Here is a 13,968-nt window from a genome sequence, read left to right on the forward strand (position 1 = left end):
AAGTTAAGAAAAAAAACCAGTGATTTTGTACACTGGTTTTTGTGAGTTCTATTTAATTATCGCTGTCAGCTGAGTAGTCAGAGTATATTTCACAATTAGGTAAAGCATTTTGTAAGGATTTTACCTGAGCTTCAGAAGCATCAGTATTAGATATATCGAGGTCAGTTAAGTTAGTTAAATTGTATATGGTACTAAAATTATTTATATGGTTTTGAGCTAAATATAGCTCTTGTAAATTTTTAAGGTTATTTAAAAAGCTAATATCAGTTAAGTTGGTGTTTGGTATTACTAAGCATAACAATGTATTTAAATTACTTACAATATTGATATTCTTAATACTGTAATCATTACATAAAGAAAGCAACTGTAGCCTTGATAAATTTGCTGTAGAGCTAATATCAGTAATTGGATTAGAATCTAATGATAAAGCTGTTAAATTTGTTAAATTGCTCAAACAATTAATATCACTAACATTATTATTATCCAAAGATAAGCCTTGCAAATTTGTTAAATTTTTAATAGGAGTTAAATCAGATATAGCATTTGATGGCAAGCTCAGAAATTTTAAATTTGATAGATTCTCAATGCCATCTAAATAATGAATACCTTGATTAGCTCCATCAATAGTCCTTATATTAGCAACATCTTTTTGATATAACTTTCCGGAATTCTTACTTATAGCTTTTCTAACCACAGTTTCTAAAGCAGAATCTTTAAAGCTTATAGAAGGTTTTTTATTTACTGTAACAAGACAAGAAGCTATTTTCTGTCTATCACTTGATGTAGCAGTAATAGTAGCAGAGGCAGTACCATCGCCATCAGCCATGGCAGTTAATTTGCCAGTATTATCTACAGAAACTATACTGCTATCAGAAGAAGACCAAGTTACATTTTTGTTAGTAGCATCACTTGGATTAAAATTAACTGATAATACATCGTTATCTCCACTGTCTAAGGTATCTGTAGACTTATTTAGGGAAATAGATTGAACAGGAACTACTTTACAAAGTTTAATTCTAAGAGCTTCAACACGAAGACCTTGGCCATCGGTACCAGCCTCCATGCCATCACGTACCCAAGGTTGCCAGCCAACATTTTGCACATGAGCTTGATATTCTATGAAATAACCAGGCATATTTTCAAGTTTGATTTTTAAAGCTTCAATACGAAGAGCTTGACCATCAGTTCCTGCCTCATCGCCATTAGACATCCAAGATTGCCAACCAATATTTTGCACATGAGTTTGATATTCTATTTTAGCATCTGCTGGCGCGTTTTGGAGTTTAATTCTTAATGCCTCAACGCGAAGAGCTTGACCATCGGTGCCGGCTTCATCACCGTTATAAACCCAAGGTTGCCAACCGATATTTTGTACATGAGTTTGATATTCTATAGTAGGGTCAGCTTTAGCTACAGTTACAGAGCAAGAAGCTGTTTTTTGTCCATCGTTTGATGTAGCAGTTATGGTAGCAGTGCCGCCAGCTAAAGCAGTAATTTTTCCATTAGCAACAGAAACTATATTTGAATCAGAAGAAGACCAAGATACATTTTTATCTGTTGTATTGTCAGGATTAAGGGAAGCTTGTAAAGTATCATTATCGCCAACTTTTAAATTGTCAGTAGCTTTATTAAGAGAAATAGAGTCAGGATGGACTTTTTTTACAAGTTTAATTCTAAGAGCTTCAACACGAAGAGCTTGACCATCGGTACCAGCTTCTTCGCCGTCTTTTACCCAGTCTTGCCACCCAACATTTTGTACATGGGCTTGATACTCTACAGAATAATCAGGCATATTTTCAAGTTTAATCCTAAGAACTTCAACACGAAGAGCTTGTCCATCAGTACCAGCTTCTTCGCCGTTTGAAGTCCAAGATTGCCAACCAATGTTTTGAACATGAGCTTGATAAGTTATTTTAGCATCTGTTGGTGCATTTTGGAGTTTGATTTTAAGAGCTTCAACACGAAGAGCTTGTCCATCAGTACCGCCCTCTGCACCATCTGAAACCCAAGGCTGCCAACCAATATTTTGGACGTGGGTCTGATAAGTTACGCCAACTGTAGTTTCTGCTTTAAATGTATCATTAGTATTAAAAGCAAAGATAATTATAAAGCAGGTTAAAAAGACTAATAAATATCTAGAATTTAATTTTTTCAATTAATATTCACTCTCCTAAAATATTTTGTTATTTGATTATTATACTATAAAATACATATAATTGGTATTGAGTATTAAATATGTTTAATTATAAAAAATAACAAGTTACATTAATAGTACAGAAAAGGCCAGTTTACATGGAAATAAACCATTTAAACTGACCAAATGCATTAGATAATAAATTTTTTTAAGTATATTTAGGGATGAATTGGATGATCACCTGAATAATCATAAAGTATCATACCTTCGTCTTGTGATGAATCAGAAATTATTTCACAATTTGGTAAAGAGGATTTTAAAGAAGCTATATCAGTACTAGAAGCTCCAGTATCAAAGATACAAAGCTTACTTAAACTTTTTAAACTTTTTAAATTATTTAAAGTAGTAGAATCATTTATTGGAATTCCTTCTATGTCTAATTGCTGTAAGTTTTTAAGATTATTTAAAGAGCTTAAATCAGTAATTTTTGTATTTACTAATGTTAAGTATGTTAAGTTAGGTAACTTGGTTATAGGGGTAATATCTTTAAGATTAGAATCATTATCTAAAAAAATTAATTTTAAATTTGTTAAATTAGATAAAGGAGTTAAATTAGAAACAGGGTTGTTTGTTAGTATTATTCCAGTTAAATTTGTTAAAGAGCTTAAAGGAGTAAGATCAGAAATATAGTTATTATCTAAATATACTGTTTGTAAATTGGTTAAGTTTTTAAGTGGTGTAATATCGGATATAGCATTATATGATAAACCTAAAGTTTTTAAATTTGATAGGTTTTCAATTCCATCTAAATAGTGTATGTTGTTACCGTAGCTGTTTAATTCGGTTATGTTACAAACATCCCTTGGATACAATTTTCCGTTAGGCTTATTTAATTGTTCTCTAACTGCATTGTCTAAGTTAGCATCTTTGAAGTGTATAGGCTCTTTTTTGTTTACTGTAACAAGACAAGAAGCTTTTTTTTGTCCATCCATAGAAGTAGCAGTTATAGTGGCAGAAGCAGTACCGGTACCATCAGCTACAGCAGTTATTTTTCCACTATCATCTACAGAAACTATATTAGGATCAGAAGAAGTCCAAAATATAGTTTTATTTGTAGTATTATCAGGGGTAAAATTAGCTGTTAATACATCACTATCTTCGGTGTCTAATGTATCAGTAGATTTGTTAAGAGAAATAGAGTCTGGATGAACTTGTTTTACTAATCTAATTCTGATAGCTTCAACACGAAGTCCTTGACCATCAGTACCAGCTTCTTCACCGTCTTTTACCCAAGGTTGCCAACCGATATTTTGAACATGGGCATCATAAGTTACACCAACAGTAGTTTCTGCTTTATATGTATCGCAAATATTAAATGTGAAAAGTACTATAAAGCAAGCTAAAAGGGCTAATAAATGTTTTGAATTTAGTTTTTTCAATTAGTATTCACTCCTTAATATGTTTTTTTTGTAAATATACTACAGATGTAATACGATATTTATTATATTACACTTGTAGTACAATAACAAGTCCTTTTGAAAAAATAGCCATCTTTTACTATATATATCATAAGAATCAAAGGTGGATTAGTAGTTAGTTTATTTTAACTATCAAAAGAGTAAATGCTTATGCTTGTCAAACTAAAAAAAGAACCATCATTATTCTGATGGTTCATTATCGCCTACAATAGTGCAGTTAGGTAAGGTATTTTTTAATGCTTCTAGATCATTATGATTCATTGGATTATTGCTAATATATAATACATTTAGATTTGATAAACTATTTAAGGCAGTAACATTATTTACACTATTAGAGGTTAATCCTATTATCTCAAGCTTTGTAAGATTTTTTAAGGCAGATAAATCATTTATATTGTTATAGGATGCAAGTAAATAAGTTAGATTATTTAAGTTTTTAAGAGGATTTAAATCTATAACCTTATTGTAACTAAAGTCAAGATGCTTTAAGTTTGTTAAATTTTTAAGTGCATCAATGTCAGAAAAATTATTTTGAGGCATACTAAGGCTGCTTAAATTAGTTAAACTCTTAAGAGGACTAAGGTCACTAATACTGTTATCATCAAGTACTAAAGTATTTAGATTAGTTAAATTCTTAAGAGGACTAACATCAATAATATAGTTATTTGATAGATACAAGGCTTGAAGATTAGTAAGATTTTCAATACCATTTAAACTACGTAAGCCTCTGCCAGACAAATCAATAGACTGAATTTGAAGCACATCGCTCTTATATAGCGTTCCATTTGGTTTATTTATTACAGCCCTAATGGCATTCTCTAAATTTCTATCAGCAAAGGTAATTTCATTAGGATTGGTAATAGTTTTTCCTTTTATAGTAACCACACAAGATGCTTGTCTGTTACCGTCATTAGAAGTAGCTGTAATAGTAACATTACCAGTACCGTAAGCGGTTATTTTACCGTTATTATCTACGTAAAGCTTTGAAGGATCAGAAGATGTCCAGGATAAATTTTTATTTGTAGCATTACTTGGATTAAAGGATGCAGTTAAATTATCAGTATCTCCAACAGTTAAAGTATCTGTGCTTTTGTTTAAATTTATAGAATCAAGACTTACAGCTTTAACTATTTTTATTCTAAGAGCTTCAACACGAAGACCTTGACCATCAGTACCAGCCTCCCCGTCCTCAGAACGCCAGTCTTGCCAACCGATGTTTTGAATATGAGCTTGGTATTGAACTGAATATCCAGGCATATTTTCTAAATGGATTTTAAGAGCTTCAACACGAAGACCTTGACCATCAGTACCAGCTTCTCCTCCATTACTTACAGGATTTTGCCAACCGATATTTTGAACATGAGCTTGGTAAACTATTTTGGCTCCAGCAGGTGCATTTAGAAGATTTATTTTAAGAGCTTCAATGCGAAGACCCTGGCCATCAGTACCTGCCTCCCTTCCATCCAATACAGGATCTTGCCAACCAATATTTTGAACATGAGTCTGATATTGAACTCGAATATCACCTTTAGCTACATTTACGCTGCAAGAAGCAGTTTTTTCACCATCTACAGTTGTGGCGGTTATAGTAGAACTGCCTTCAGCTAGAGCAGTTATTTTGCCGTTATTAACAGAAACTATATTAGGATTAGAAGAAGACCAATTTACATTTTGATTCATAGCGTTATTTGGCATAATTGAAGCAGACAATGTATCAGTATCTCCAACTGTTAGATTATCTGTAGCTTTATTAAGAGTAACAGAATCAGGATGTACTTTTTTTACTATCCTAATTTTAAGAGCTTCAACGCGAAGTCCCTTACCATCAGTACCAGCCTCTTCACCATCAGAAACCCAGTCTTGCCATCCTATGTTTTGAACATGAGCTGAGTATTGTATTGTATAATCAGGCATATTGTCTAATTTTAGTTTTAAAGCTTCAATGCGAAGACCTTTACCGTCAGTACCAGCCTCCGCACCATCAGAAACCCAGTCTTGCCAACCGATATTTTCTACATGAGCTTGATATTCTATTTTTGCATTAGCTGGAGCATTAGTTAGCTTTATTTTTAAGGCTTCAACACGAAGAGACTTACCATCGGTACCAACCTCTTCACCATTACTAGACCAAGGGGTCTGCCAACCAATATTTTGAACATGGGCATCATAGGTTATACCCACAGAAGTATCATTATTAGTATCTGCTTTGAAGCCGTTTACATTTCCTGCGGTAGAAAGTAAAGTAAAACATGTTAAGGTAGCTAATAAGCATTTCAAACTAAGTTTTCTCAATTGTATCATCCTCCCAGTAGTAGAATTTTGTCTATGACATAGATTATACTACAAAAACAAGAAATATTAAAATATTTTTATGGATTTTGTTGAATGTTTTAATATGTAATCATTTTCGAAATGAAAAAATGTTAAAAGTAAATAAATAAAGGTATTCAAGAATAAAAGGAAAAATGATATAGTATTAAATGAGTATCTACTCACTGATAAAAAGAGAGGGAGAGTTTAAATGGCAAGAAAATCACCTGAAGATAGAGAAAGAGAGATAATGGAAGCAGCTATTAAAATTTTTTCTGAGAAAGGCTACAATGCGGCTACAACAAGTGAGATTTCAAAAGAAGCAGGAATAGCGGAAGGAACTATATTCAGATATTTTAAAAATAAAAAAGCTCTTTTAGCAAGAATAATAATTTTTTCATCAAAGCTTATAGGTAAGAACTTGATAACTAATAGATTAGAAAAGTTAATTAAAAATAACAAAGATAAAAATTTAAAAGAAGTACTTAAATTGATTATGTTAGATAGAATTGATTTATTAGAGAAAAACAAAGAAATTTTTAAAATTGTTTTTACTGAAATACAGTATCAAGAGGATTTAAGGGAACAGTTTATGGAAAATATAATTTTAACTTTTAAAGAGATGATAGAAGGATATATTATTAATAATGATTTTAATGAGAAATTTAAAAATTTAGATATAATGATTGTTGGTAGAACCTTTATAGGGTCTGTGGTAATGTATGTGATGCAAAAGGCTATTTTTCCAGAGTTAATAGAGGTTGATAAAGAAAAGCAAGTAGACCAGATGGTAGAAATGCTTTTGTATGGTGCCATTGAAAAATAAAATATAGTTAATTATATTGCATCTTTAAAATATTTTTAAGGATGCAATTTTTATATAATAAAAAACTAAGTTATTGTTGACAATTAAATATAAGATGATATATTAGTAAGTGAGTACTCACTCATTATTAGAAGTGAAAAAATATTTTAAAAGGAGATGTTTTAGATGAGAAATAAGATGATTTCAGCTTTTTTAATAGTATTATTAGGGTTTGGATTAACTGCATGCGCTAGTAAGAATAGTGAAAATAATAAGTATACAGGTACAGTTGAATGTAAAGAATTTTATATAACCTCCGAAGTAGCAGGAAAAGTTGATAATGTTTTTATAAATGAAGGAGATAAAATAAAGGAAAACGATAGCGCTGTAAGTATAGATGCTTCCACATATGAAGTACAGAAAAATCAAGCAGAAGGTGAACTTGAAACTGCACAGGCTGCATTTGATAGCCTTCCTGCAAATACACCAGATAACAATAAAAAACAAGTAGAAGGGAAATTAAAAGCAGCACAAGCAGCAGTGGATTTATCAAATCTTAATGTTTCAAAGTGTAATGTTAAAAGTTCAAATACAGGTGTAGTGTCAGAGGTATTAGTAAATAAAGGTGAGATGGTAGGGCAAGGTGGAAATGTTGCTAGAGTTTTAGATGTTAATAACAAGTATATAAAAATATACGTAGAACAATCTAAAAGAGATAAAATTAAATTAAATGACAAACTGAAGATATATTATAATGGAAAAAATGTTGGAGAAGGTACAGTTTCATATATAGCACCTGAAGCGGAATTTACACCTAAAAATACAGAAACTAAGAGTGATAAGGAGTCTACAGTATTTGAAGTTAAACTTAAATTAAATAGTGATTTCAAGTATTCTCCTGGAACGCTTATAGATGTAGAAATAAAATAGAGGTGATAAAAATGGATACCATTGAAATAAAAGGTTTAACTAAAAAGTTTGGAGATTATGTTGCTGTAGATAATATAAGTTTTAATGTTCCTAAAGGTTCTATATATGGGTTTATAGGTCCTAATGGTTCAGGAAAATCTACTACTATAAAAATGCTTTGTGGAGTTTTACAACCTACCTCTGGAACTGCTTACGTTTTAGGTCATGATGTTAGACGTGAAAGGGATAAAATAAAAGCTAAAATAGGTTATATGTCTCAAAAGTTTAGCTTATATGAGGATTTGACTGTAGACGAAAATTTGAATTTTTATTCAGGAATATATGGTCTTAAAAAAGAAAAAAGAGAAGAAATGAAAAAGTATATAGTTAACATGGCAGGACTTAAGGGAAGAGAAAAAGTGATAACGGGAGATCTTTCAGGTGGCTGGAAGCAAAGACTTGCACTTGGCTGTGCTTTAATTCATAAACCAGAAATCCTTGTTTTAGATGAACCTACTTCCGCGGTTGATCCAGTATCTAGGAGGATATTCTGGGAAATGATATATACTCTCTCTCGTGAAGGAATAACAGTACTTGTAACTACCCATTATATGGATGAAGCTGAAAGCTGTGATTTATTAGCATTTATATTTGATAGTAAGCTAATGACTACAGGTTCGCCAAAGGAACTTATAGAAAGAGAGAGAGTAAATAAGCTCGAAGACGTGTTTATAAAATATGTTGAAGAAACAACTCACCAAAAGGTTGAGAATTCTTTTGAAGAACTAAAGAAAATGGTAGGAGGGGATAAAATATGAACTTCCAAAGATTTAAAGCCATAGTAAAAAAGGAAATCATACAGCTTAAAAGAGATAAAGCAAGCTTTGGAATTGCAATTATGATGCCAATAATTATGACATTTTTATTTGGATATGCTGTTAACACTCAATTAGAGGATATATCTATGACAGTATTGGATCAAAGCAATTCTATAGAAAGTAGAGAACTAGTTCAAAGTTTCCAAAACACAGGATATTTTAAAGTAGTGTCCCACGATAAAAGCATGGAAGAAGTAAGGGAAAAGATGGATAAAGGCACAGTACATGCGGCTATTCTAATTCCTCCTAATTTTTCCAATAAGCTTCAAGACAAAGAGGATATAAATGTAGAGCTTTTAGTAGATGGTTCAGACCCAACTACAGCAAGGACAGCTTTTAGTAGTGGAGTTATATCTGGACAGCAGTATGGCGTAAAAAAGCTTCAGGAGTTAGGGGCAAAAACAAATTTAAAGGTTCAAAGTAATAAAGTTAATGTAAATACTAAAGTGCTATACAATCCTAATTTAAGAAATCAAAATTTCACAATACCAGGACTTATAGGGCTTATAATGCAGAATATAACTATACTTTTAACTGCATTTGCCTTGGTAAGAGAAAGGGAAAGAGGAACTATAGAGCAACTGACAGTATCACCTTTAAAAGCAGGTGAAATAATACTAGGAAAACTTGTTCCATATATTTTTATAGGATATTTAGATTTCTTATTTTCATTGGTTTTAGGTATAAAGTGGTTCAACGTTCCCATAAATGGCAGTATACCGCTATTACTCATTTTGGGTTTTGCCTTTGTAATATGTGCTCTTGCAATTGGAATACTTATATCTACTATTTCAAAGACGCAGCTTCAAGCTATGCAGCTTACAATATTAGTTCTTCTGCCAAGTATACTTCTTTCAGGCTTTGTTTTTCCTAGAGAAGCTATGCCTAAAGTAATACAAATAATTGGAAGCGTACTTCCGTTAACCTATTTTTTAAATATATTAAGAGGAATTATAACAAAGGGAGTTGGAGCGTATTATTTAGTAGGAGATATATTTGCAATGTGCTTACTTGCAGTTATACTTTTAACTTTAAGTATAGTTAGATTTTGGGCAAAACCATATAATAGTTAAAAAATTATAAAATAATGAAACTTTTTTATTTTTAATGTGTATTATTAATAAGAAAGCTATTTAAAGCTTAGCTCACCTTTGAGTTAAGCTTATATTTTAGATATAAATAATTTTAAGTGAGGGGGAATGTTTTTGGAAGTAGAGAAACAAATCATCAAAAGATGCAAAGAATACGATAGAGCATCCTTCTCACGCTTATTTCATCTATATGAAAAATATTTATATAACTTATGCTATGGTTACACTCAAAATACTAGTGATGCTATGGATTTAGTACAAGAGGTATATATAAAGGTTTTTAAAAATATAAAGAAATTTGATGAGAATCTTCCGTTTCATCCGTGGATAAGAAGAATTTCAGTAAATACCTGTCTTAATTTTAAAAGGGATAATAAAAGTAATGTTATATCAATTAATTCTAAATATTATGATAGCGAATTTGAAGAAGAAGATAGGTTATCTATGGATTATGATATGGAAGAGGATATAGTAAATAGAATAAATAATGAGGTAGTGAAGGAATGTATAAAAAAACTTACATATGATTATAGAATGATAATTATACTTAGGTATTATGATGATTTAAGCTATGATGAAATTGCAAGTATATTAGATATGCCTTTAGGTACAGTAAAAACAAAACTATATAGAGCAAAGAATATTTTGAGGAAAAGTCTTGAGAAAAACATGGAGGTGAAAAAATGAGTTGTAGGTTTGATGAAAATCTTTTATATGAATATGTTGATGGTACTATAGATGAGCTTTCAAAAATATTTTTAGAGGAACATCTTAAGTATTGTAAAAAATGCCAAAATGAAGTTGAAATGATAAAGCTTATGGACTCAAAAATAAAAGAAACCTTCGAAAGTGATAGTACACCAGAAAAATTACAGAATTTTGTGGACTTAATTATAGATAATTGTATGATGGAAGAAGAAAAGGAAGATATAACTTTAAGCTTTAAAAACTATACGAAAGACATGAATGAAGCAGGAAAAGCTATATTTAAAGCTTATAGTAACAGCTATAAAAACCCATATAATGAAACGGTAAATGAATTGTTTATGTTTCCAATAAAAGAAACACAAAAAGCTTTGGGTAAATACGTTACTAAAAAAATCCCCGTCATAAGTAAAATAAAGAAAATTTTAAGGGTGGGATAGTAATGCTTATTTTAAAAGTTATTCTAATAATATTAGCTGTTATTTTAGTGCTTTTTTTATTAAGTTTTTTTATTAAGATAAAATATAATTTTTATTCACATATAACAGATAGCAGTTTAGATATAGATTCAAAGATAACCCTTTTATTTGGAATTATAAAAATAAAATTTATAAGAAAAGATAATAAACTTAATTTTGGTATATATTTATTTGGGAAAAAACTCAAATTTAAAAAGAAATCCAATAAGAAAAAACAAAAGGAAAAAAAGAAAAGTAAAAGGAAAATAAAATGGGTAAATATTTTATCTAATATAATTGAGTATTTTAAAGAGATAATAAATATTTTAAAGCCCAAGGTTTTTAAGGTGGAAGGAGTCTATGGATTCTATGACCCATCTTTAACAGGTATTACAACTGGAATTATACCAATACTAAAATCTGTGCTGCCACTATCAAATGTAAAATTGCAGCCTGTTTTTGAAGAAGAAGCATTAGATATAGAAGTAGAGGTAACCGGATATATTATACCTATGGTTATGATAGTTGATACACTTAAATTTATATTAAATAAAGAAGTAAGAAAAGTTATATTTAAAAAAGACTGAAACTTTTTTGAAACATTAAGTGTATTTAATAATATATGAAGCGCTTCGTAGTGAAAATATTTTAGGAGGAATTTTATTATGGATAGTGTTAAAGAGAGTTTGGATGTGTTATTTACTAAATTGGAGAAGTTTTTAAGAACAGAAACTGTTATTGGAGAACCTATAAAAGTAGGAGAAACTACATTAATACCAATAGTAAGTGTTATGTTTGGATGTGGAACAGGAAGTGGAACAGGAGACAATAAAGGCATTAAAGGAGAAGGTGGCGGACTTGGAACTGGTGCAAGAATAAGTCCTAATGCAATTTTAGTTATAAAAAATGATGAAGTTCAAATGCTACCAGTAAAAAGTAGTGGCAATTTGAGTAAGCTAATTGAAATGGTGCCGGAAATAGTTTCAAAAATAAAAGTTGAAAAAAATAATAAAGAACAAGCTAAAGAAGAGAATAGAGAAGATAGTAAAGAAGAAAAATAGTAAAAATTCATAAAAGGTACATTCATAAATTGTGAATGTACCTTTTACTTTAGCCATTATATTTTGACTTAAATGCACTTTGTATAGCTACCATCTGATCCTTTGTAATAGTGCCTGAGGATATAAGCGCAGAAAATGGGTTAGCAGCATTTGAATTATAATTACCGTAAGCTGCGCATTGTACTGCTGATTGAAATGCGGATTTTACGCTAGTTGCTTGAGTTTCAGTTAAAGTTCCATCAGTAACTAAGCTGTTAATGGATTTGCTGAAATCGCTGTTGTTAAAACTTTTAGCATCATTTTCTATAAGAGATTGAACATCATCTGTACCACCAGAAAAATAATCGCTTATACCGCCTTTCTTCTTATCATCGTCATCTGATAAATAATTCGCAAGAGAGGCATCCTTCATATATGAATTAAGCGGACTTAAATTTAAACCTGTAACATTATTTATTGAACTCAAAATATCACCTCCGAAATAAAATAACTCAATACTTATAAAGTCGTTGATTATAGATATATCTTTAGTATTCCGTTAAATATAATTATTGGCTAAAAGTGGGTTTATTTTCTGGAACATATATAATTTATAAACTGTTTTGCTGTTCTTCCTGAACGACCGTTTTGATTTAAAGCCCATGCAGCAGCTTCCTTTTTTAAAGTTTCATCAGGGATGTTTAAGTTTAGTTTTTTTGCAAGACCTTCTACAATTTTAAAATATTCCTTTTGATCAGGAGATAAATAAGTTAATTTTAAACCGAATCTATCTGAGAGGGATAGTTTTTCATTTACAGTATCAGAATTATGAAGTTCTTCACCATTTTGAAGTTTATCTCCCCAGGTTTCCTTAATTAAATGTCTTCTATTTGAAGTAGCATAAACAAGCACATTAGAAGGAACTTTTTCTATACCTCCATCTAAAAAAGATTTCATTTGCTTGTATTCAATCTCACCTTCCTCAAAGGAAAGATCATCTATAAATACAATAAAGTACTTACCTCTATTTTTTAGTTCACTTAAGATATCAGGAAAGCATAAAAGTTGGTTTTTTGTTATTTCAACCAGTCTAAGTCCTTTTGAGTAAAATTCCGTAAGCATAGCTTTAACTGAAGAGGATTTACCTGTGCCTCTAGAGCCAAGAAGAAGTACATTGTTAGCAGCATATCCATTTATAAATGCTTCTGTATTTTCTTTTAAAGCTTCCTTTTGACGGGTATAGCCTATAATATCTGAAAGTTCTATGTAATCATAATTATCAACACCTACAAGACCATTTTCCCATCTAAAAGCTACATTGGAAGACATTTCACCAGAGCCTATTTCATAGTAGTAGTTTATGATTTTTTTAAGCATAGTTTCAGGATTTTCAGACTCAATAATTTCTGATTTTCTTTCATTAAACATATTGATAGTGGGTTTATTTAGTGTTGGACAATAATCAATCACTAATGAGGTATTCTCATTTATTATATCTTTTAGGTTCACATTCATAATATATTGTAAAATTTCTATGTCATTTAGTGCAGCCCTATAAAGGCTTCTTTCTATATTTGTACCTAATTTCTCTACCGCCCCAGTAAAGAAATTTTTCGAATTTATTATAGAATGTACTAAATATGCTTTTAGTAGATTCCCTTTAAGTCCAAAGGTTTCAGACGCTTTTATAAGTTTATGAATTATGTTGTAATAAGTGGTTTTGATTTTTATTTCATCCTTTTTACTTTGCAGTGCTTCTAAAAGTAGTTCTTTTAGATCGATAATTATTGGATCTTTTAAAAGCTCTCTAAATACAACTAATTTATTAATGTCAGTGTACAGCTCCTTTAAGTGTTCTTTTGAAGATAAGTTTTCCATTTGTATGCCCCCTAAGTATTCTTTTAGGAATAGACTTGAATTTATACTACATATGCCATAATATTTTGAAAATTATAACTGTATTACAAAATAAGCTGAATCCCTTATAATTATTATAGATTATTATTCCTTTCTGGTATATAATATTTTAATAAAGTTTGGTACATATAACGCATAAATTCTATTACATTTTGATTTATAAAAGATTCTGAGGTCGAACCTTTTTGACAGGAATATTTTATAACCCACAATGTGAGAATTTTAGTGCGTTATATATAGTAA

13 protein-coding genes are annotated in these 13,968 nt (G+C 30.4%); 8 read left to right on the top strand and 5 right to left on the bottom strand.

Annotated elements, in window-relative coordinates; all coding sequences use genetic code 11:
* Window positions 1-52: 52 nt before the first annotated feature.
* The 3 genes from CLFE_RS03055 to CLFE_RS03065 form a co-directional block, all read right to left on the bottom strand.
* Window positions 53-2,155, bottom strand: a complete 2,103-nt coding sequence (locus CLFE_RS03055; RefSeq protein ID WP_077893355.1) for an Ig-like domain-containing protein — start codon at window positions 2,153-2,155, stop codon at window positions 53-55.
* Window positions 2,156-2,352: 197 nt separating this feature from the next.
* On the bottom strand, window positions 2,353-3,573 hold the full coding sequence (locus CLFE_RS03060) for a leucine-rich repeat domain-containing protein (protein WP_077893356.1): 1,221 nt from the start codon (window positions 3,571-3,573) through the stop codon (window positions 2,353-2,355).
* 219 nt (window positions 3,574-3,792) lie between these two features.
* Window positions 3,793-5,904, bottom strand: a complete 2,112-nt coding sequence (locus CLFE_RS03065) for an Ig-like domain-containing protein (RefSeq protein ID WP_077893357.1) — start codon at window positions 5,902-5,904, stop codon at window positions 3,793-3,795.
* 229 nt (window positions 5,905-6,133) lie between these two features.
* Here CLFE_RS03065 and CLFE_RS03070 point away from each other — a divergent pair, with 229 nt between their 5' ends.
* The 8 genes from CLFE_RS03070 (at window position 6,134) to CLFE_RS03105 (ending at window position 11,829) form a co-directional block, all read left to right on the top strand.
* Entirely contained in the window at window positions 6,134-6,748 is a 615-nt protein-coding gene (locus CLFE_RS03070) for a TetR/AcrR family transcriptional regulator (protein ID WP_077835787.1), read from the top strand.
* 165 nt (window positions 6,749-6,913) lie between these two features.
* Complete coding sequence (locus CLFE_RS03075; protein ID WP_077893358.1) at window positions 6,914-7,657, top strand: HlyD family secretion protein; 744 nt, start codon at window positions 6,914-6,916, stop codon at window positions 7,655-7,657.
* 11 nt (window positions 7,658-7,668) lie between these two features.
* Window positions 7,669-8,454, top strand: coding sequence for an ABC transporter ATP-binding protein (locus CLFE_RS03080; protein ID WP_077893359.1), 786 nt, complete (start codon window positions 7,669-7,671; stop codon window positions 8,452-8,454).
* Entirely contained in the window at window positions 8,451-9,587 is a 1,137-nt protein-coding gene (locus tag CLFE_RS03085; RefSeq protein WP_077893360.1) for an ABC transporter permease, read from the top strand. Before CLFE_RS03080 ends, CLFE_RS03085 begins: the two co-directional genes overlap by 4 nt.
* Window positions 9,588-9,713: 126 nt before the next feature.
* On the top strand, window positions 9,714-10,292 hold the full coding sequence (locus CLFE_RS03090; protein ID WP_242951608.1) for an RNA polymerase sigma factor: 579 nt from the start codon (window positions 9,714-9,716) through the stop codon (window positions 10,290-10,292).
* Window positions 10,289-10,750 carry an anti-sigma factor family protein gene (locus tag CLFE_RS03095; protein ID WP_077893362.1) on the top strand — a complete coding sequence of 154 codons (462 nt, stop codon included), beginning with the start codon at window positions 10,289-10,291 and terminating at the stop codon, window positions 10,748-10,750. Before CLFE_RS03090 ends, CLFE_RS03095 begins: the two co-directional genes overlap by 4 nt.
* Before the next feature lie 2 nt (window positions 10,751-10,752).
* Window positions 10,753-11,355 carry a DUF2953 domain-containing protein gene (locus CLFE_RS03100; RefSeq protein ID WP_077893363.1) on the top strand — a complete coding sequence of 201 codons (603 nt, stop codon included), beginning with the start codon at window positions 10,753-10,755 and terminating at the stop codon, window positions 11,353-11,355.
* Window positions 11,356-11,433: 78 nt separating this feature from the next.
* Window positions 11,434-11,829, top strand: a complete 396-nt coding sequence (locus CLFE_RS03105; RefSeq protein WP_077893364.1) for a GerW family sporulation protein — start codon at window positions 11,434-11,436, stop codon at window positions 11,827-11,829.
* Between the two features lie 49 nt (window positions 11,830-11,878).
* On the opposite strand, the gene CLFE_RS03110 is transcribed toward CLFE_RS03105, so the two are convergent.
* Together CLFE_RS03110 and CLFE_RS03115 are read right to left on the bottom strand one after the other, a co-directional pair.
* On the bottom strand, window positions 11,879-12,295 hold the full coding sequence (locus tag CLFE_RS03110; protein ID WP_242951609.1) for a hypothetical protein: 417 nt from the start codon (window positions 12,293-12,295) through the stop codon (window positions 11,879-11,881).
* Between the two features lie 101 nt (window positions 12,296-12,396).
* Window positions 12,397-13,686: an ATP-binding protein gene (locus tag CLFE_RS03115; RefSeq protein WP_077893365.1), complete on the bottom strand. Its 1,290-nt coding sequence runs from the start codon at window positions 13,684-13,686 to the stop codon at window positions 12,397-12,399.
* Window positions 13,687-13,968: the final 282 nt, after the last annotated feature.

This window comes from Clostridium felsineum DSM 794 (assembly GCF_002006355.2).
Lineage (GTDB): Bacteria > Bacillota > Clostridia > Clostridiales > Clostridiaceae > Clostridium_S > Clostridium_S felsineum.

What these genes read in the sequence shown, in the direction of transcription:
- CLFE_RS03070 (WP_077835787.1), top strand. Translation starts at nt 6,134, where the DNA reads ATGGCAAGAAAATCACCTGAAGATAGAGAAAGAGAGATAATGGAAGCA.
- CLFE_RS03075 (WP_077893358.1), top strand. Translation starts at nt 6,914, where the DNA reads ATGAGAAATAAGATGATTTCAGCTTTTTTAATAGTATTATTAGGGTTT.
- CLFE_RS03080 (WP_077893359.1), top strand. Translation starts at nt 7,669, where the DNA reads ATGGATACCATTGAAATAAAAGGTTTAACTAAAAAGTTTGGAGATTAT.
- CLFE_RS03085 (WP_077893360.1), top strand. Translation starts at nt 8,451, where the DNA reads ATGAACTTCCAAAGATTTAAAGCCATAGTAAAAAAGGAAATCATACAG.
- CLFE_RS03090 (WP_242951608.1), top strand. Translation starts at nt 9,714, where the DNA reads ATGTTTTTGGAAGTAGAGAAACAAATCATCAAAAGATGCAAAGAATAC.
- CLFE_RS03095 (WP_077893362.1), top strand. Translation starts at nt 10,289, where the DNA reads ATGAGTTGTAGGTTTGATGAAAATCTTTTATATGAATATGTTGATGGT.
- CLFE_RS03100 (WP_077893363.1), top strand. Translation starts at nt 10,753, where the DNA reads ATGCTTATTTTAAAAGTTATTCTAATAATATTAGCTGTTATTTTAGTG.
- CLFE_RS03105 (WP_077893364.1), top strand. Translation starts at nt 11,434, where the DNA reads ATGGATAGTGTTAAAGAGAGTTTGGATGTGTTATTTACTAAATTGGAG.
- CLFE_RS03115 (WP_077893365.1), bottom strand. Translation starts at nt 13,686, where the DNA reads ATGGAAAACTTATCTTCAAAAGAACACTTAAAGGAGCTGTACACTGAC.